General features: G+C 48.4%; 12 protein-coding genes. All 12 read right to left on the reverse strand.

The genetic code is table 11. The annotated features are described in order from the left end of the window. The 12 genes from AC0LWM_RS05485 to AC0LWM_RS05540 all read right to left on the reverse strand — a co-directional run bounded on the left by AC0LWM_RS05485 (position 1) and on the right by AC0LWM_RS05540 (position 20,841). Entirely contained in the window at positions 1–894 is an 894-nt protein-coding gene (locus tag AC0LWM_RS05485) for a carbohydrate ABC transporter permease (protein WP_474673906.1), read from the reverse strand. Continuing rightward, positions 894–3,095, reverse strand: coding sequence for a DUF5696 domain-containing protein (locus AC0LWM_RS05490; RefSeq protein ID WP_474673907.1), 2,202 nt, complete (start codon positions 3,093–3,095; stop codon positions 894–896). The genes AC0LWM_RS05485 and AC0LWM_RS05490 overlap by 1 nt, the downstream gene beginning before the upstream one ends. Further along, positions 3,088–5,145: a YIP1 family protein gene (locus tag AC0LWM_RS05495; protein ID WP_474673908.1), complete on the reverse strand. Its 2,058-nt coding sequence runs from the start codon at positions 5,143–5,145 to the stop codon at positions 3,088–3,090. Before AC0LWM_RS05495 ends, AC0LWM_RS05490 begins: the two co-directional genes overlap by 8 nt. A gap of 26 nt (positions 5,146–5,171) precedes the next feature. Then, positions 5,172–6,029 carry a carbohydrate ABC transporter permease gene (locus tag AC0LWM_RS05500; protein WP_474673909.1) on the reverse strand — a complete coding sequence of 286 codons (858 nt, stop codon included), beginning with the start codon at positions 6,027–6,029 and terminating at the stop codon, positions 5,172–5,174. 3 nt (positions 6,030–6,032) lie between these two features. Next, positions 6,033–6,932: a carbohydrate ABC transporter permease gene (locus AC0LWM_RS05505; protein WP_474673910.1), complete on the reverse strand. Its 900-nt coding sequence runs from the start codon at positions 6,930–6,932 to the stop codon at positions 6,033–6,035. Continuing rightward, positions 6,929–9,886 (reverse strand): extracellular solute-binding protein, encoded by a 2,958-nt coding sequence (locus AC0LWM_RS05510; RefSeq protein WP_474673911.1) that lies wholly within the window; start codon positions 9,884–9,886, stop codon positions 6,929–6,931. Before AC0LWM_RS05510 ends, AC0LWM_RS05505 begins: the two co-directional genes overlap by 4 nt. Before the next feature lie 76 nt (positions 9,887–9,962). Further along, positions 9,963–11,381, reverse strand: coding sequence for an ABC transporter substrate-binding protein (locus AC0LWM_RS05515; protein WP_474673912.1), 1,419 nt, complete (start codon positions 11,379–11,381; stop codon positions 9,963–9,965). Between the two features lie 57 nt (positions 11,382–11,438). Beyond that, entirely contained in the window at positions 11,439–14,528 is a 3,090-nt protein-coding gene (locus AC0LWM_RS05520) for a carbohydrate binding domain-containing protein (RefSeq protein ID WP_474673913.1), read from the reverse strand. A 175-nt stretch (positions 14,529–14,703) separates the two neighbouring features. Further along, positions 14,704–15,744, reverse strand: a complete 1,041-nt coding sequence (locus AC0LWM_RS05525; RefSeq protein ID WP_474673914.1) for a peptidylprolyl isomerase — start codon at positions 15,742–15,744, stop codon at positions 14,704–14,706. 22 nt (positions 15,745–15,766) lie between these two features. Then, positions 15,767–17,443, reverse strand: a complete 1,677-nt coding sequence (locus AC0LWM_RS05530; RefSeq protein ID WP_474673915.1) for an extracellular solute-binding protein — start codon at positions 17,441–17,443, stop codon at positions 15,767–15,769. Between the two features lie 87 nt (positions 17,444–17,530). Then, complete coding sequence (locus AC0LWM_RS05535) at positions 17,531–19,210, reverse strand: response regulator (RefSeq protein WP_474673916.1); 1,680 nt, start codon at positions 19,208–19,210, stop codon at positions 17,531–17,533. Positions 19,211–19,212: 2 nt separating this feature from the next. Next, positions 19,213–20,841 (reverse strand): sensor histidine kinase, encoded by a 1,629-nt coding sequence (locus AC0LWM_RS05540; RefSeq protein ID WP_474673917.1) that lies wholly within the window; start codon positions 20,839–20,841, stop codon positions 19,213–19,215. Positions 20,842–21,138: the final 297 nt, after the last annotated feature.

Consider the following 21,138-nt stretch of genomic DNA (forward strand, 5'->3'; position numbering starts at 1 on the left):
TTACCCCCTTTTCCGGTTGGTTCTTCCCAGAAACCATAAAATAAGCGCAATAAACACGATCGCGATCATAAAGTAAATCCATGCCATTGCGCTGGCGTACCCATACCCCGTGTCTGCCTTGAACATGTTGGATTTGATATGTTCCATCACTTTATTGAATGGGAACGTAAACAAATCGACCATCGTATACAGCATATTTAACCCGATAAACGGCATGATTCCGGGCAGCGTTATTTTCCAGAAGCTTTCCCACGGCGATGCGCCGTCGATTCTAACCGCTTCGTATACGGATTTGGGGATCGTTTGGAACCCTGCAATAAAAATTAAGATTTGAACCCCTGAGGACCATAAAATGATGATGATCAGGCCGAGTATTCTCATGACCGGCTCGGCAACCGAACTGCTGAAGTTGGCGTATACGAACGTATCGATGCCATACTGCGAAATAAAGGGGAGTTTCCCCGCCCCTTGCTGGAACAATTCCGTCAAAACTTGCCCTGTCGAAAAAATAACCGGAAGAAAGAAAATCGCCCGATATACGAATCGGCCCGGAAAATTCTGGTTCAACAAAATGCTGACGAACAGCGAAAAAATGATAATAATCGGCATAATGATGAGCAGATCCTGAAAAAAACCGATCAGCTCCACATAATAAATGTTGTCTTTCAAAAAAGCGTCCTTAAAATTTTGCAAACCGGTCCATTCGTAGCGAAACCCTTCCGGCCCCATTCGGACTTTATGAAAGGACAAGAAAAACGACCATCCGATCGGAAATGCCATGAATACGCCAAATCCGATCAACCACGGCAGCATGAATAAATAGCCGCCTCCGTATTCCTTCCATCTGTAAATGAATCTTCCCGCTTTTTGTTTGTTCGGAGATATGAAGCCCATCACTCTCTCCCCTTCGTCAGCCGGAATTGCTTGTTATTGTAGTTTACCGTCACCTGATCTCCATTCTCATACTCCGTGACGTATACGCCTTCCGCTTTCTTCCAGTGATTCGTAATCGTTTGATGGTAAGTGGAGGCCAGTTGGTCAAAGCTTCCGTATTCTTCAAGCGCGGCCTTCTTCCACACCGCGTATTGGCTGCTGAATATGCCTTTTGTCGAACTGTCCATCAATTTTCGGCTCGATTCATACGTGAATAAGAAGGCGGGAATGGCACCGTATTCAACCGCTCTCAGAAATTCATTCTCGTAATGGTTTCTCAGATTGCCGGGTGTCATCGAATAAGCCACATAGCCGTGAAGAGCGATCGGATAAAAAGGGACCACCTCGTCGACGACGTAATCTTGATTCGTTTCGCTAGGGAAATTTTGAATCCTATCCGTATTTTTTAGCGCATAACTGTTTCCATAAACGATTCCGCTTGATCCGAGCTCTTGTTTGGCACGGGCGGTCATTTTTTGAAAGTAATAGGCGGTTTCCTCCCTCTGAAACCTATAATCGGGATTATAGTCCCGATACACCGATTCGCCGATCCGGTCAAAGACGATGCCATCGACTCCGAGCGGCTTCGCATCGGATGCCATCTCGTCCGTTAACCACAAAGAAGTCGCCGGACTCAAAATAAACTGATTGTCAAAGGTCAGCACGTCGCCTTCGATACTGCGTATCCCATATGTTTTGGGCGATAAGTCGCTATACTTTTTGTTCACGAAAGACAGGTCGGCCTTTAGAAACAGCTTGTATCCGAGATCGTGAATTTTCTGCGCCAGCGATTGCAACGACGATTTCCCGCCCAGTTTATGTTCCGCCGAAAACGATTTGTTCTTGGATAAGTTGCCTCCCTCCTGCCATCCCCAATACGTAATCGACATGTTCGAAACGCCCGATTGCGACAAGTCCGTCACGATTTCCTCCGCCTGTTGAAACGTGGTTGCCGGGACGTATTCTTTGCGCCCAAACGCTACTCTGGAGTCGCCTCCGACAATGGACAAGTCGAGCGGCGTATGCTCGACCGGTTGAAGCCGCTGAAGCAGCTGTCCGCCTGATAGCAAATATTTCCTGTATTCCTTAGCCATCCCTACATAACCGGCGTCTTGTCCGTGCAGGAAACGGTATTCGATGACTCCGTCCTGCTCGGTCATTCGGTCTTGGAACACGCGCACTGACTTCCCGCTCAAGTTCAGCCGCCGGTTGTACTCTTCCCGGTAAAGGAACTGCGCGTTCACGGAATGGAACGTATTCGCGACACCGGCTGGAATCGCGCGAATATTGGATGACTCCGCCCCTTTCAGAATAATGGCGACGTAACCGCGATCGCCCTGCTTCATTCCGAACACCGGCATGGCGATCGGCATCCTATCGTTGTCGAATGTTTTTCCGCTCGTCATTTCCCGCCCGTACACCGGCTGCACGTACCCTTTGCCTACGAGTTCCCGCTTCTGCGGAAACCGGATAATCCCGCCGGGACCGTCGGGAACGAACAAATAACCTTCCTCCGACTCTGCAGAGGCTGCTCCCATAAAAGGTAGCACTTCGATCGAGACCAGTTTGTAATTTTCTTTCTCCTCGATGCTTTTGTAAGGAACGGAAACTTTCAGCCCGTTGTCCGTCAGCTCATACTGGATGCTGAATTTCATGCTCAATTTCACGAATTCGTAATTGACCTGTATTCCCGAGGGCAGTCGGGAATAGGTTTTCTGCAAGCTCGGGTCTTTGGCATTCGCAATCAGACGCTGCGTTCTTGTTTTTTCGAAATATTCCATAATAAAAGGAGACTCCAAGTTGGCCAGCAATGTCCCTCTTACGGTTTCGTTCTTCATCTGTTCCTGCGTCGGATTGCTGCTCCACACGTACCCGGCATGTTTATCCGATAACCGGATTTGGCTGGACTGCGGATGAACGCTCAAAGCCCATTTATCGTTCTCGTTTACCGCGACGAATCCTTCTTTATCCCCTCCGGATTGATCCCATGGTATCGCAGCAGGCGTGAAATCGATGAATGCGGGTCGATACGGTTCGATCGGAAGGTTTTCCGATTCGGACATTCGGAAGATGATCCATGACATGATACATAAACAAACGATAAGCAAACCGAGTCCCGCAACAATCCATTGCTTTTTTGTCGTATGGATGACATTAGCCAAGCAAAGTCACCTCCTTGAACAGTTGATAGATGAAGTCGTATAAATTAAACGTCAATCCCATGCTTACCATGGAAAATATCCAGATAATGCCGATCGTAAATAAAGTGATTAGCACATTTTTCAAATTTTCGACGAATTCGAAATTATGAGTGACTTGGGTTTTGACGATAAACAGGACGCAAATCCATAACCACATGACGGTGGATAACGACTGAGTCAAAATCGCCTCGTCCAGAACAAGGATGTTCGACAAGCCGACAATCGGGATCGTAAAAACAATGTAAGGAAATAACGCGTATATGCTTGCCTGGAATATTTCCCTGAAATGCCCTTCCCCATGCTTGACCGTGCTGACCAAATAGTTGGCGATCACCCACGTAAGCCACGGCACATAAAAAAAGGCCAGATCATACAACAGGTTGATCTTGCTCAAATCGACAGGATGAAAAATGAATCCTCTACAATAAATGGACAATAGATTGGCCAGAAAAACGAACATAAGGATCGTAATCAAGCTGAGGAATGAAACCTTTTTCCCTTTTAATTTATAAAACCCCTCATACGGATGGAACATGACATACGCGCATTCCTTCAGATCGTGAATGAAACCGAGCAATCGGGGAGGAGCTTTCCGCACATATCGACCGGCTCTTCTTCCTAGAATCCGATACAGGACCATAACGATAACGATGCCCGAAGCGACTGCGAAGACATGATCTTCAAGCCACTGCGTACGGTACGTCCAGAACGTATCCGAGTAACCCTCCGCATCATAGGCCGTCATATAATATTGCATGGCATCGTCGACCTTGCCCTCGCGTTGTGCCGACTTGCCCAATCCCATGTAAGAAATGCCGATAATTTCATTCAATGAAATGACCTTTTCCCAATCAGCTTTGCTCCGTTCATAATCGCCTTTATAATAATTGGCGGCGGCCGCAAGAACGGTTTCTCCGAAATCGGTTCTTTTATATACCTGGATCAAATTCAGCGCGTTGTCGAGCACCCACAATTGTTTCTGCGAATCCACCGCTATGCTTGTCGGGTAGGATAACACCCCTCGCTGTTCGGGAAGATTGCTTACTTTGCCGAATCGGAACAATTCGGTCGCCCCCGGGCTATAAATGGATACCATTCCCCGGGAGGAGCCGGAATCTTGCTCGCTGCGATCCAACACGTAGAAAAACAAATTCCCGTCGACGGCAACGTCGACGATTTGCGTAGACCCGGAAAATTTCGCGGTTCGGAGTTGATCGAACCGGTTGATTCCGCCGGCATTCATTTTTTTAATTTGGCCTTGCCCGATTCCGAGCGTGGTCGTAAATATGAAACCGTCCTTATCGAGCGTCACGTTGGAAATCTCTTGCGGTCTGATCGCTTTCTCCTGTTCGCGTTGTTCCCGCGTGAAAAACAGTTTTTTGAACCGGTCCATGAGCCCGGCGCTTGCTTTATTCGCGGCAAAAAAACCGGTAAACTCGCCGCGTTGATTCATTCGGAGCAGCCCTTGGTAAGAGCCTTTGGAAGTAATATACATGACGCCCCGTGCGTCTACGATAAGTTTGACCGGAACCATATAATAGTCCGCGGGCAAATAAGACGATTCGGGTTTGCGATATTCCCGCACAAAGTTGCCCTCCGGGCTATAAACGGCAACGCGCTGGTTCCCCGTATCGGCCGCATAGATCGTGCCGTTCTTGGCGACAAAGACGCCCTCGGGCGACTTTAGCTTGCCCGGTCCGTCCGTATTCCCGATTTCCCGCAAGTATGTCCCTTTGCCGTCGAGCTCGACAATCCGGTCATTCCCGGTATCGGCCACAAACACATGATCGCGATCAGTAATAAACAGATCGCTCGGTTGACTGAATGCGGTTTGTCCGGAGCCGACAATCGTAGTCGATGTCGCATATACATCCTGTATGATATAAGCCTCATCCCCGGCACGGTGGTCTATATAGGTTGAACGGTAAGATTGTTCGGCAAATACCGGAGCCGAAGGCATTAAACATACCGCAAGCATGACAGTGATCGCGATTCTCGTGATCTTAAGCATATCGGCCCCCCCCTTATCCACGCCGTTTATTTCACCCCGGAGTGAATCATCGTTTCCATAATCCTTCGTTGAAACAGCAAAAATATAATCAGATTTGGCAAAAATAAGAGCAAACCCGCGGCAGCCGCCATCCCTTGACCGGAAACGCTGTTTGCCGCCCCGCTGGTCAGCGCCGTTACATAGTAGGGAAGCGTCTTCATCGTTTCGTCCTGCATAAATAACGTCGAAGCTTGCGTATCTCCCCAAACCCCTTGAAACGTTAAAATGGATATGGTCGCGATGGCGGGAAAACTTAGCGGCATCACGATATGAAACAATAGGCGGAACTCGGACGAGCCGTCCATCTTGGCCGCTTCCAATATTTCGTTCGGCACTTGATCGATAAATTGTTTCATCAGGAACACGCCGACCGTCGATGCGACGAATGGCAAAATATGGCCAAAATACGTATTGTTCAATCCCAGGCCGCTAATAATCAAATATCTTGGAATCGCCACCGTCTCCGGCGCAAACATGAGCGCGAGCATAATGCAGCCCATAATGATCTTTTTAAGCGAAAAGGTATGTTTGGACAGGACATAGGCTGCAAAACAGCTGGAAAAAATAACGGCTGCAAGCGTTAAACCGGCAACAACGAGACTGTTGAACAAATAACGCGTGAACGGAACGACCCCGCCGGAAGAATTCAGAAACAATTCATAGAAGTTGGACAAGGTCGGTTCCTTTACGATAAACGTAGGCGGGAACAAAAATAATTCGTTAAAAGGTTTAAAGGCATGATTCACGATGAAAACGATCGGCAAAAGCAGGAATGCCGCCAGCAATAGCAACGAGGCCAACAAACCGATATTTGTAATGTTCATCGTCTTCAACTGCTTGAACATCGGTTACTCACCGTCCTTCGGCGCAAACAATCGGTAGCTCAGCTTCAATGCGGCATAGGAGAGCAGCAGGAGCACAACGGAAACCATCGAAGCATAGCCTAACTCGAATCGGATAAAAGCGTAATCGTCGATATGATTCAAGATCAGATGACCCGAGTAACTCGGCGTAATCGGCATTCCGGACAGCTGCACCGAAATGGCTCCGGCCTTCAACGTTCCGACGATCGTCATGACGGCACCGAATAACATTTGCGGTTTCATGGAAGGAACCGTAATGTAATACACTTCCTGAAGCCGGTTTTTAATTCCGTCAATCCGCCCCGCTTCATACAACTCTTTGTTCACCGTGTCCAGACCGGCCAGCAAAGCAAGGAATCCGACCCCAAAACCCATCCACAACGTAACGACGATCATGATATTCAACAAGTACTGCGGATCCTGCAGCCATAATACCGGCGTTTTAATCATGCCAAGCTCCATCAAAAAATGATTGATGTATCCGACGTAATCGCCGCTGAACGCCGCCTTCCAAACGACCGTAAGCGCAACTCCGCCCGCCATGGAAGGTGCGTAACAAGCCATTGTGACGTAGTCCCGGACATTTTTGGGCAATTGATAAATGAGCCAAGCGAGAAAAAACGACAACAAATATCCGATCGGTCCGACAAAAAACGCAAATTTCAACGTGTTCGGCAGCGCATATTTCATGAAGACTTCATCTTGCGTAATCAATTTCACATAGTTGCTTATATTGTTGAAATGAGGAAACCTGAACCCGTCAAATGAGGTGAAACTTAAGAAAACGGCCATGATCACCGGAAGAAGAATAAAGACAATAAAACATACCAGGAACGGCGCCAGAAGTAAATAGGAGATCCGCTCTTTCCATAGGGAAGCGATCATCGCGATTCCCCCCTCCAATCATATGGCATTTCCACCGACGGAATATTGAATTGATCCGAGGGCGACAAATTCAAATTCGCTTGTTTCCTCTTCATTTCTCGCTCCAGCGAGATGAACGACTTTTCGAGCGATTCATTGGCCGGCACTCCCCCGAGGACCGTTTGATTCCATGCAAAGTCCAACTCGCGGGATAAATAATAGGAACCCGGGACAACGGGAATGTTTTTGCTCCATCGATTTTGCTCGCGAATGACCTTCAGATGGTCGGCTGGCCATGACAAAGACGTTAATGCTTGCAGGTTGGCCGTGTTCCATCTATATTCGATCCCGTAGAAGGATTCAATATTATTTCCGAACTGAATCTGCGTATCGGTAGAAGTCCACCAGTTCAAAAACTTCCATGCCTCTTCTTTCTTATCGCTCTTGGACATGATCATCCCTGCCGTCAATTCGTTCGGTATCCATCGGGCGATTGTTCCGTCCGTTTGCTTCACTCCGGGTATCGGAGCGATCCCCCAATCGTCCCGGATCTCCGGGGCGGCGGCAAGCAATTGGATATACGTGTTGAAGTCGGCGATGCCGATCGGAATGTCCCCTAATTTAAAATGATGGAAAAATGCAGGGACTTCTTTGGGCAAATCGTATTTGGCGAATAAATCCGTCCATTGCTCGAATGCGGCATATGATTTCTCCTCGTTTAAAGCAGGCTTTAAACCGTCGGACGTATAAAACTCGGCTCCGTTTTGATAGAAAAACGGCGCGAACTCTTTGGCCGGGTAATAAAATGCCATCCCTTTCTCCTGCAGCGAAGGGAGCAGAGCATATACCTCCTCCCATGTTTGCGGTACTTCCGTTTCCAACTGCTCCAATATGCTTTTGCGATAAAACAGCATCTTGTACGACTGTGTCTCCGGAAGCGCGTAAACGCCTTTTTTGTAGGAAAAGGATCGCAGCACCCCGGGGTGAAACCGCGAAGCCGCTTCGCCGAAATTATCAAATCGCGTCAGATCGACCACCGCTTCTCTCATCGCATAATCTACGGGAGCGTCTTGCCCGACCCCGAGCGCTACATCGGGATGATCACCTGCAGCGTTGCCCAGAATAAGGGCGTTCGGATCCGGCATCAGATTGACGTTGACTTGAATTCCTGTCGCCGGCGTAAATTGCTGATCGATCATTTCCTGCAGCAAATTGACATAATCCCTACCGCGGCCTACCCATACTTTCAACGTATGATCCGTCGCAAACTTCCCCAGATTATAATCCATAAAAAACGTCCGGACGAAATTGCCCATGGCATACGGAATCTTCGCGGACACGGTCGACTGCTTCAAATCCGGTTTGGCCGAGGGGGTTCGGACAACGAGATAATCCAGCATCAAAGCTTGTTCCGACAAGGAATCGAGCTGTCCGCTCAATCTGCTTTGCAAATCGGCAAATTTGTTCATTTTATTCGGAATTTCATTGACATCGTCGATAAAATCCGATAATTCGCGGATACAGATCGATAACGCGGAAGTTGCGTCCGTCGAATGTTGATTCATGCCGTTTAAATAGTCCCTAACAATCGTTAGATTTGACTTTATATGTTGGAGTTGATCGCTAATATTAGGTATATATGTATCTATATCCCATGTCCGATTCGTATCGCCAATGCCTTCTCCGTAATTTCCCGTAATTTGCCGAACGGACTGTTCGAGTTTTCTTAGATCTCGAATGGCCGTGCTTAACGATTGCAATGCCGGATCGAGAGGAGACGCATCGGCGATCGCACGCAGCACATGTTTGCCTTTGTTCAAATAGAAGCGGTACGGCTTGCCTTGTTCATTGCGCAACGGTTGAATCTCAAGCTGATTGTTATACGGAAACGTGTAATGCAGCATTTCTATAAAAGGTACTTTCCCGTCGATCATGATCGTACGGTATACGTTCGACTTCCCTTGATATCTTTGGAAATATTTCATATCGATTTCATACGAGCCGGTCTCGGGCACTTCAAACGCCCATTCGATCCACTGTCCGGCTTTTTTCCAACGGCTTCCGTCAATGACGTTGTAGACAAGCCTTCCTTGCGGATCGGGGGAAACATAAGGCTCCTGGACGTTTCCCGTCTGAATGGAAGGATGTGATTTTTGCAAATACTGCTCCGCTTCGATCATCTGAAACCACATCTTCTCATTTGCCGCTGCGGCATGGCTTTGGACGTACTCTTCATAAGTCGGGATCGATTTCGGGGACTGAATGCGAATTTCCGCCAAATCAAGCGGTTCATTCAAGCCTGACAGCTTGATCGAGTGGCTTCCTTTCTTCAGATGAAACATTAACGGTTCGGACGATACGGCGTAGTCCGTAACAAATTCCGTTTTCCATGAATCGATTTCTTCCTGTTCCGAGCGAATTTCGTCGCCTAATGCGTTTCGGGCATACGGAAATTTAAGGTCTTTCCAATTTCTAACGAGCTCTATGGATTTCGCTTCGCGAAAAGGGGATTTCCCATCGATCTCCAGTCCGATGTTGATGGACGTAAACCCTTTCTTTAACGACTTATATTGAAGACGAAGCTGGTAAGGTCCGTCTGCCGGAATGTCGACTTCCCATTCCATCCATCCATTCCCGTTACTCCAGGAAAGCACCTCTTTCCCTATCTCCCGATCCGGCTTTTTTTTGACGACGGCGTCCGCCGATCGATTGCTATAGGAAACGGCATCTACGATTATGGCTGGGTGACCGGCCGCCCGAGGAACGTCGTTGATCCCGTCGTTTCGAACCGCCATATAGCTTGGTATTCCCGAATGATCTTTGGAATTGCCTTGAAGGCTTTGAACAATCGCTTCCGCCGATACGGAAGAGTATTGCTCTTCCTCGTTCGTGAAAGCTTTGACGGCATAAAATCCGATCACCGCGATGAAGAGGATCAAGGAAATATACAATTTATGATATTTGGCAAATCTCATGCCTCATCCCCCTACGATGAATGCCCGAACCCGGATGAAGAAGGTCCATCCAGGTCCGGAATAAAGAAAACTTGAATTACAGTCCCAATTCCTCGCGTAATTGCTTCATCTTTTTGTTATACGTTTCCCCGGCCGTTTGCAGGCTTCCGCTCAAATCTTCTTCATTGCGTATTTTAGGTACGAATTCTCCCAGAAACCAAGTCGTTACTTCGCTCCACGCCGGGATGGTCGCTCCCGGATCGGTGCAGCAAGACTTTTTCGAAGCAATTGCATTTTTCCCTTTCCAAATATCCGATTCCTCCAAAGCCTTCCATACATCCTCGTCCTCCGTGAGCGGGAAGTCGCCTTGTGACAACATATATAGCTGCGCTTCTTTGGAGAAGTGGAAAGCTAGAAGTTTAAGCGCTTCTTCCTTGTGCTTCGATCCGCTGAACATGGCCATCGGGGCGACCTCGTTAATTCCAACCTGATCTGCGGTGCCGGAAGGCAGCGGCAGCACGTCCCAATCGAATTTTGCCGCTTCTTTTCTAGTTTTTCCTTCCCATACCCCCATGACGTCGAACAACACTTTGCCGTTCGTCCACAAGCCGTCCACCTGTTTGTCTTTTTCTTCTTTGGTGCTTGGTAGAGAGCGGTCCTTCGTCACAAGCTCCTTATACCATTCGATGTCGCTTCTTACACCCGGGTCATTAAGCATCATTTCGGTAAAATCTTCGTTAAAAAAGTATACGTTCGGGGTATGCCCGTTGTCCTTGCTGAGCGCCATCAACGGGAACGCGATATTAAACCAGCTCGTGCCAATCCCGTATTCACCGACTTTCGGATCGGTCGCTTTTTTCGCCATTTCGCGGAATTGCTGCCATGTCCAATCGTTCCCCGGCATTTCCATCCCGTATTTGCTCAGCAAATCTTTATTTACGAATACGAAGAGCGGATTAATCGCTCTGGGTACGCCGTATTGCTTCCCTTTGATTTGCATGGATTCCAAAGCTTCCTTCGGAATCGCAGCGTTCCTCAATACCGGATCCGACTCGAAGTAAGGCGTCAGGTCTTCAAGCATTCCGTCCTTATATAAGTCGGTCAATACATTCGTCCAGGCAAGATCGGCGGGAGTTCCCGCTGCGGCAAGAGCCGTCGCTTTTTGCATCGTTTCAGGGCCCGGCGATGCGAACTCGACCTTCACTTTAATATTCGGGTTTTGCTGCATGAACAGATCGTACAGCTTCAGCTGTTCAGGCGAATCGTTCCAAGTCAGAATGCGGAGCGTAACTTCCTCCTCTTTTCCTGCTTCCGCCTTATTATCGTCTTTTGGCTGTGTTTGATCATCTTTCGGCTGTGTTTGATCGTCTTTCGCCGGTTGGGTCGCCGTCCCCTCGCCACTCGGTTCTTTGGTTGTTTCCTTGTTCCCTTCCCCTCTCGAACATGCGGACAAAACCAATACGAACAACATCGTGATAGCTAGTAACATAACGGACATTTTTTTAAGGCTTTTCATTGTAGAATCCTCCATTTTTCGTTTCTGTAGACCTGAGACATTCGAAGCGTATTCCTTTCAAGGAGCTACCAATTGAATATCATCGGCATAAGACGACGCTGTACCCCCACTTTTCCATATATAAATGAGTGCCGTCGTGTTCGTGGAGCCTGTCGTAAAGGTTATCGACGCCTGAGCATACGATGAACCCGCAATCGCCTGGTTCGTTTCCGGTCCGCCGTAATTTTTCACGCCCAAATAAGCGGCATCCCCGGCGTTCGCATTTTTGATCCAACCGGTTAACGTATACGTCGTATTCGGCTGTAATTCAGTAACGACTTGCTCTGCGCCCGTATTGTTCGCTCCGGTTTGCAGCGCGTAAGAACCGCTATGCGCGTTCGTACCGACAACGCTTACGGCGTTGGAGTTCGTCCAAGGGCTCAGGCTTCCCGTTTCGAAGCCGGCATTGCGCACGATGCTCTTGACGAGTTGAATATCGTCGGCGAACGACGGCGCCGTGCCCGCGTTTTTCCATACGTAAATCGTTGCCGTCGTATTGGCGGGGCCCGTGGTGAACGTTACCGCCGCCCGGGAGTACGACGAACTCGTAATCGTCTGGTTCGTTTCCGGCCCGCCGTAATGCTTCACTCCCAAATAGGTGACGTCTCCGGCATTCGTGTTCTTGATCCATCCCGTTAAGGTGTACGTCGTATTCGGCTGCAATCCGATAATGGCCTGCTCCACGCCGCTATCCGACGCGTCGGTCTGCAGAGCATAGGAACCGCTATGGGCATTTGAACCAACGACGCTGACAATCGCAGATTTTGTCCACGGGCTCAAGTGTCCGGTTTCAAAGCCTGCATTCCGGACGAAGTCCTTCCCCATAACGAGCTTGATATCATCGCCATATGACGACGCAGTGCCGGCATCTTTCCGTATATACACGGTTGCCGTTGTATCGGTAGGCCCCGTAGTGAAAGTCACTGCTGTCTGAGAATACGATGTACCGGTTACCGCCTGGTTCGTTTCCGGCCCGCCAAAGTCCTTCACCCCCAAATAAGCCGCATCTCCGGCATTGGCGTTTTTGATCCATCCGGTCAGCGCATACGTCGTATTCGGCTGCAATCCGGTGATGGCCTGCTCGGCGGCGCTGTTCAATGCTCCGGTTCGCAGCGCGTAAGAACCGCTGTGCGCATTGGAACTGACAACACTTGCACCGTTTACCGTTGTCCATGGACTCAGGCTTCCCGTTTCAAAACCGTCATTCTGAATGACATTCTTGACGAGTTGAATGTCGTCGGCATAAGACGAGGATGTGCCGCTGCCTTTCCAGATATACACGGTGGCGGTCGTATTGGCGGAGCCCGTCGTGAAGGTAATTGCCGCTTGCGAATACGATGAGCCGGTTACCGCCTGGTTCGTTTCCGGTCCGCCGTGATTTTTCACCCCCAAATAAGTGGCGTCCCCGGCGTTCGCGTTTTTGATCCAACCGGTCAGCGCATACGTCGTATTCGGCTGCAATCCGGTGATGACTTGCTCGGCCCCCGTAACCGACGCGCCGATTTGCAGCGCGTAAGAACCGCTGTGCACATTGGAACCGACAATGCTGGCAGCGTTCGAATTTGTCCAAGGACTCAGGCTCCCCGATTCAAAATCCGCGTTTAAAACAACGGCTGCGCTTGCCACTCCCGATCCGTTGTAAGCCCCGCGATTCGGAGCAGCTGTCTGCGATACGGGATTCCCCCAATAATCCTTTCCGCCATTGCCTGAAATCAACGCACCGGAAAGAAGTGCCGGCGAATTGTTCAAGAGCTTATATCCATCTACCGAATTCAAGCCGATTCCTCCGCTTCCCGGATTGGCCAGCAAAGGATTGGATGTCAGCTTATTGGCGTCGCTCGGTTCATTCGGCGGATGATTGCCGTAAAACACGTTGTGATCGAATACGCCGCCGGTTCCCGGATAGGAATAGTCGGCTGTCCCCAAGTTATAGAAGATGTTATTCGTAAAATAATAAGGTACGCTGCCGGCAATTCCCCCGTAATTGTCGATTATTTTTCCGCTTTGGCCGGGAGCGAAATAAAACGTATTGTTATACACTTGCACGTTCGTCGTCATATTGCAGCCGAACGATACTGCCCCGTGACCGGCATCATTCTGGGAAATGTTGTATCTAACGATCGCCGTATCGCTGCTTTGACCGCATAACAACAAAAATCCCCCCACGTTGTCGTGGCTGTAATTATATTGAATCGTTGTATTGATCGTATTTAAATCCGAGTCGAATCCTTGGCCGTCGCATGATGCCACACTGCTGTAGGATTCATTGAACTGCATGATCGTGTTGAACGCCCGGGTAGGCCAGATGCCCGCATTGCAGCCGTAGGATAGTCCGCTGAAACTGGCTACATTGCGTTCAATCCATGCTCCGTCCGTCCCGAATAAGAGAATGGAATCGCCATCCGTGTTCGTAACGGCGTTGCCTTTCACGACGACATTCGTGGAAGCATTCGTTTGCAGGCTCCAGGATTCGTCCCAGACTACAATGCCCGTCTTGCTAACGTTGGTCACCGTATTCCCTTGCACGATAACGTCGTGCAACGAATCGTTCGTTTGCTGGGCATGAACGGAAATGCCACCGTTAATATGAGGATCCGTCGGCGTACCGGCGTAAGCCCCGGAAACGTCATGCACGAAGTTATCCATAATATGGATACCGCTTATCGTCCCCCCGTTATTGCTTTCGGCATAAATCCCGTATCGGAGCACGTTCGTGTTGCTCGTATCGATGTTGGTCACTTCCAAATTTTGAATGACCCAATACGATTGATTCGACAAATGCACGGTCGCCCCGGCGATTCCCCCGCCGTTTATGATCGGCCGGTTCCCGGAACCATAGGCATCGATCGTAATCGGATTGCCGCTGCTGCCCGACCCGAGCGGATGAAGCTGCCCGTTCCATATTCCACCTTTGCTAAATAATAGTTGATCCCCCGGCTGAAACGTCGTGCTGTTGATTTTCGATAACGATTGCCAAGCATTGCTTGGACTGGTACCGCTATTCATGTCATTGCCGTTCGCTGAATCGACATAATAACTTGTACCGGCTGCAAACGCTTTCGGACTGCCCCCATTCCAATACACTGAAATAACCATAAGTAAAAACATTACAAAAGTTGCCCCCAGGAAACCGTAAAACCTTGACATTGATCTTGACTTTGCTTTTGCCGCCCTGTTTACAATCATGACCATCACCCTTTCCGTAGTGGGTAGAGAACCGATGACCAATATGTATCCGCATCATTAGGGTCTACATGTGACTCACCTCCGTTTCGTATATTTATCACTGCGATCCGCCCAATTTTAGCGCATCATATTGCTGTTGTATCACATCCATCTTGGCCGACTTCACTTGAGCCGCAATCAACTTCTTATAGGATCGATCGACGTAATCTTGCAAAACTTTATTTTCCACCTCTTCGTACGGCCTGTAACCGTTATCCTCCCTGGCGGTGCACTGTATGAGATAGAACACCCCATTCATCTCGAAAATCTCGCTTACTTCCCCCACCCGTAATTGTTGAGCCTGTAAAAGCAGGTTATCGTTTATTTTGCGCGTATTCCCAAGTGTGTTGCCGCCCAAAGTCTGTTCGCCGTCTCCATCGTTTGTTTCCGCATGTTCCCGATACACATCGTCAAATGTTCGCCCCGCATCGATCTCCTCTTTGAGCTTTGTCATATTCGTTTCAACCGAATCGACTATTTTTTTGATACGTACGGTGTCTTCCCTCTTGAATTGATCTTCTTTGATCGTTTCATAATGATGCTTAAGGTTTGCTTCGGACAGGTCAAACTGCTTCCGGGCTAACGTTTCTTTTAAACGAATGACCAAATTGAAGTGGACATAGTTGTAGTAATTCATTTCATCGTATTGGATGGGTCCGTATAAAATCTCATTTTGGGCAGCCGCGTCCTCTCGGGTTTTATTTTCCTCATTCCATGCATGCACAAAAGATCGATAACTGATATCATCGACAAGCTTATGCTGCATGGCCAGCAGTTTTTCCGTTTTGATCTCCTTTATTTTCTGAAAAGCCCGCTCTTTCAATATTTCGCCCGGAATCTCCCCTTGGAACGATGTTTCCCAAAACCCTTTCTTATCTTCCGCCCCGTATTTTTTCTTGAAGTAATCATATACGTTGCTTCTTAGTTGATTGGCCTGGAGTTCAATTTCCCGCTTCACGATTTCCTCGCCGTTTATGGAAGCAATGACCGTATCGTCTCCTGCATGAGCCTTGAGTCGCTCTTGAGTGACAATATACAAGAGCGACAACAACGCAATTCCGATTGCCGAATACAATGCAGCCCTTCTCTTCAAACCCATATTCGTCACCCCTATAGCGACTTTATTGTCCCGCCTTCCATTGTTCCACTTCTTTCGTAATGGCGGCACCGCCGAGCTTGCTCCAGTTTGTTACAAACTCGTCGAACGCATCGATCGAAGTTTCACCCATAATGATTTTCGTAAATGTTTCGAACTCCATCTTGGTTAAGGCAATTCCTTTTTCTGCTATGGTCGGGGTAGGAGATCCTATAAATTCCGTTATTTTGAATTGATTATTATTTTTGTAATTCTCATATAACGATTGCGCACCCTCCGCGCCGAATATCCTTTCATAGCTCCATCCACTCTGATCGCCGTTCAAATAAGCTTTCACGGCTTTATAGATGGCAGGTTCTCCGGTATTCGGATCCAATATGGATTCATCATGTTTTTGCAGCGCTTCGTTTACTTTTTTGTAGGCATCGAGATTTTGGGTCGGATTGGCGTTGAATAACAGCGCATACCGCCATTTTTCAACTTGGCCGTTGACGCTTAGCATCGATTGGGGATATCGGTTCCGATCCCAGCGATGAAGGAAGGCGTTCAACATCTTGACCGCAGCTTCGGGATGCTCCATTCCTTTACGAACCGCATAATATTGGCTTACGTCGTATCGCGCTTGCGGCTGAGCCGGCTGATCGTCAATCGACGCAAGGCGATACGGTTTCCACTGCATGTTCGTATCCCAGTTTTTCCCGTCTTGCAGAAAGAGCGGTACCCAATGGGCGCCGTACATCATGCCCAATTTGCCGGCGTTCATGTCTTGCCCGACCTTCTCCGGGTCTTTCACGGCGAAATGATGATCGATCCATCCCGACTTGTACATTTGCTGCAATTTGGCCAGAGCCGCTTTCATTTCCGGCTGAACGCTCCCGTATACCGTTTTCCCCGCGGAATCTTTGATCCATATGTTCGGATAGGCGTGATAGCTGTTGAAAAATCCTTCCAATCCCGCAAGACTGTTGTATATTTCCTTGCTTACCCCAAGTCCGTACGTATCCTTCACATGATTGCCGTCCGGATCCCGGTTAACGAAAGCTTCGGCGATTGTGAACACATCGTCCATCGTTTTCGGTTCGGGCAAGTTCAGCTTTTCCAGCCAGTCGGTACGAATCCATAACAGCGGAGCGCTATCCGTATAACTCACCAAGACGGGAAGAGCCAGCAATTTATCGCCGAAGGTCGCAGACGCTTGCGCCATGCCGCCGTCTTTGTTCAAAATATTTTTCAATTGCCGGGATCCGTAGTTTTCAAGAGCTTCCGTCAAGTCGGCAAGCTGGTCCGCTTCCGCCAATTGTCTTAATTGAATGCCGTTAAGCGGCATGATGTCGGGCAAGTTCCCCGAAGCCATCGTTACATTCATCCTGTGCTCGTATTGACCGGAAATCCACAAATATCTCAGTTTGATTCCGAGCTCGTTTTCGTATAACTGCGTCCAACCGTTCTTCTCGATCGTTTCGCCGTTTTCGAACTTCATTGTGGCATCGGCAGGACGGACGGCCGTCACTTCGATGGGCGGGTCATATTTGCCTAACGGGTCGAAATTTTCTTTCGTCGCTTGCATCGTCTGTCCCGTATCCCCCGCTGCAGCCCGATCCTTTTCATCCGTGCCGGATGTCCAGCTGCAAGCCGTGGCGAGTATGACAATTGACAGGATTGACGCCGCTTTCGCAAAAGATATCCATTTCATCCGCCTCATCACTGACCCTTCTGATTTGATTATAGATGGCTATGAAAACGTTAACTACGGGCTCATCTTGCCTTTCCTTGTTATGTATTGCTCATTTCATGAAGTAGGATGATTAAAGGTATCCCGGTATTCTTGAGGAGTCATCATAAACGTTTTTTTGAAAGTACGGGTAAAATGGGGGGCCGTCTCGTAACCGACAACCGCCGCAATTTCATGCACTTTCATGTACGTCCCGGCAAGAAGTTCCTTTGCTTTTGTCATCCTCCGCTCGGTAATGTATTCGAACAGCATGACCCCGGTAAGCCGTTTATACAGACGGGACAAGTAAGTCGGACTATGGTTTACCAATGCCGACAGCTCCGTAAGCGATATCGCCTGATCCAAATGATTGTCGATATATTCATGAATAAAATGGATCATCCGCTGCGTCCGCGCCTCGGGTTGATTCTGGTTGTGTCTTGCATCGAGCAACAACCCGGCGAATTCCTTGAAATATCGCACGACGTCATCCCAACTGTCATGGGCGTCGAATCGAGTCATCTTCCCTACGTTCATCTTTAAAGAAATCTCATGGAATAACCCGGCCCGGTTGCAATAAGAAAGCAAGCAAAGCGAGACCGAATAAAATAGCTCCAACATGTACGTTTGGCCGCCTAAAGGTCCTCTGCTCATCAATTGTTCATATTGCTTGAGAAATTCCTCCCTATGCCCGCTCTCCAAATACTCCTCCCATAATCCCAGCTGCTTCCTAAGCTGCTGCGACCCGGAGTAAAGATGCCTCCGGTTCGATTCCGTAAAAGGTTCGAACATCCCCTTATCCCTTATGAGCAATTCCTGCTCTCCCTCCAAGCCTTGGCCAAGAAGTATTTTCAAATAATGAAACTGCGCCCCGAGACGTTCCCAGGCGCAAGGCTCGCGGCTAAGCGCGCAGGAAACCGATATTTTGAGCAATCTCCTGCACGTTTCTTGCGCGGCCTCCATAATCCCGTCGACCATGGAGATCAAGTTGCTCCATTGCTGTTCATCTTCCGGCGCATCGTTGCCCATGGAATCGCCCAGCTGCATTAACCAAAGGAACTTATACGTATCGAACACAACGGAAACGGATACCGCCGCAGACGACAAATATTCCTCCACAATGTTCTGTACGGCGTAAATTAACAATGTCCGGTCCGTTTCGTTCAAATCCGCGTTCCATCCGTCTACTCGACCGATGACCATATAAACTTGCTTTGCTGCATGAAGTGGAATATCCAGCTGTGCGAATTTGTTTTCCATCATTTCCAGCGGCGGGACGGAACCCTGCATCAAATCGAACAAATAATTTTTTTGCATGGCCGGAATCGCCCTTTGGAGCTTCTCCTTGGCCTTATGCAAGTAATCTTCCGCCCTTTCGTGCTTTTCAATTTCCGCCACCGCTTTTTCCATCGCTTTGACAATCATGTCTTCGTTTTCGTTTTTCAACAAATAGTCGACGACTCCCCCGTTGCGGATCGCCTGCCTGGCATATTCGAAATCGTCGTACCCGGTAAGAAAAATAACCCGGCATCGCGGCCAGCTGGCCATAATTTGCTTGTGCAGGTCAATACCGCTCATCCCCGGCATCCGAATGTCGGTGATGACCAGATCGATCCTCGTTTTATGAAGATGATCAAGCGCCTCGTACACGTTATAAGCACGGTAAACCTCGAGATCAAGGTGTACCGCATCCCGGAACAATTGATACAAGCTTTTCACGATGATCGGTTCGTCATCCACAATCAACATTCGATGCATGGCTATTCCCCTCTTTCAAGTTGTATGAAAATGTGAACCAGCAGCCCTCCCATTGTTCCCCGGGCAATCTCGATCCCTCCGTTTAAACCGTATTTTAACTGCAGGCGCCGATGAACATTGATCAATCCCGTGCTCTCTCCGTCGTCCCACTCCGGATTCAATCGTCGGTTGAGCTTCTCCATTTGGCTCTCGTTCAAGCCCGGGCCGTTATCCTCTATCGCAATGCAGAGCTTGTCTCCTTCCGTGCAGTATCGAATATGCAGCTGTCCGCCAAACACCTTTTCCCCCAATCCATGGTGGTATGCGTTTTCAATAACGGGCTGCAAAATAAGCCGCGGCACCGGAATTTGCCGGTATTGCTCCGGGAGATCTTCAAACACGGTTTCAATCCGGTTGGAAAAACGGATGTTTTGAATTTCGATATAAGAACGGATATGGTTGATTTCCGTTTCGAGGGGAACCACTTCTTTCGCGTTGCGGGTAATATACTGAAAATAGTCCCCTAAATTTTTGGAAACCAATTCCGCGACATCATTTTCATTCATCTTGATCAACTGGTGGAGGGTAAAATAACTGTTATACAGAAAATGGGGATTGATTTGCGCCTGCAGCTGCTTTAATTCCGCTTGCTGCCTCCTGATTTTTTGCACGTAAAGCTCGTCGATCGAAATTTTCAAATTGCGGACCATCTTATCGAATTGGCTGTATAAATAGCCGAACTCGTCCTTTTTCTTAGGCAGCATGGAAACTTGAAAGTTGCCTTCCTCCACGTTTTTGAACAATTTGATCAGCATTCTCATCGGACGATGAATGAGCAAATAGATGCCATACGAAAACAAGATAACAATAATGACCGCGCTGCAAACAAGCAGCCAAAACCACGTTCTGTACGAATTCAGCGTTCCGAGCATCGTTTCCTCGGGGATGAATACCATAAGCACGGCATTGAGCGATTGCGATTTTTCCAAAGTGACGACATAGTCCACCTTGCCGACGGATACGGTTTGCGTAACAGGCTCTTGAAGTTTGCGGTGATCATATCCAATAAGATTTCTGATTTTCGGGAAGTATTCCAACCCTTTATCGTTAGCAATGCTCCAATTGTCGCTGAACAACACCGCTCCCCCGTCTTTATGAAACGTATCCAGCACATTTTTCATCGCATCGACCGATATTTCGACGTTTTGAATAAACAAAGGAGGCTTATTCACATGTTGCGCGTTCAAATAGTTCGGATAAGTCAAGTTTAGAAAAAAACGATTATTCCAAAAAGTCAAAGGAAATCCTTCTTTATAAATAGCTTGGGCGATGTCTTGCATTTCTTCCTTCATCACCGCGGGGTCCGCGGATTCCAAAGTAGAAACTACGCCATCGACAGACGGGATATAGATGCTTGCGTCCTGGATGTAAGCGTTTGATTCTTTAAACAGCTTAAGTTTCCTGTAGAGGCTGTTGATTGCCTTCGATCGTTGGTAATCCGTCATGATCTCGGCCAGACTGCTTAAATTTTGCAGTTCCTCGTCATTTACCATTTCCTGCTGCGCTTTAATGATTTGCTGTACTTCCCTCTCCAGCAGCAAAAAATAATAGTGAATTTGCGCCGTCACTGTATTGGAATTCTGTTTCCGCACTTCCTGTTCGCCCAATACATTCAAGGTAAGACTAAGCGCAAACATAGGGGTTGTAATCAAAAGAAATGTTAGAATCAATTTAGGAAAAATAGATTTGCTGTTGATCTTCAGCTTATTCAACATTCTGCTTGATCCCACCGCCCGTTTCGTCACCATCGTCAACCTAATCCGGGGATCCCCGCCGGTTCACCGGTTGCTTGTAAAGTCAAGTTCGACAAAAAGTGCCGATCTCCTTGTCGGGTCCCGCAGATCGGCTGCACGGCTGTAGTACTCGAAAGCCCCTTTGTCGCAGTCGAG

The sequence above is a fragment of the Paenibacillus sp. sgz302148 genome (assembly GCF_056120465.1).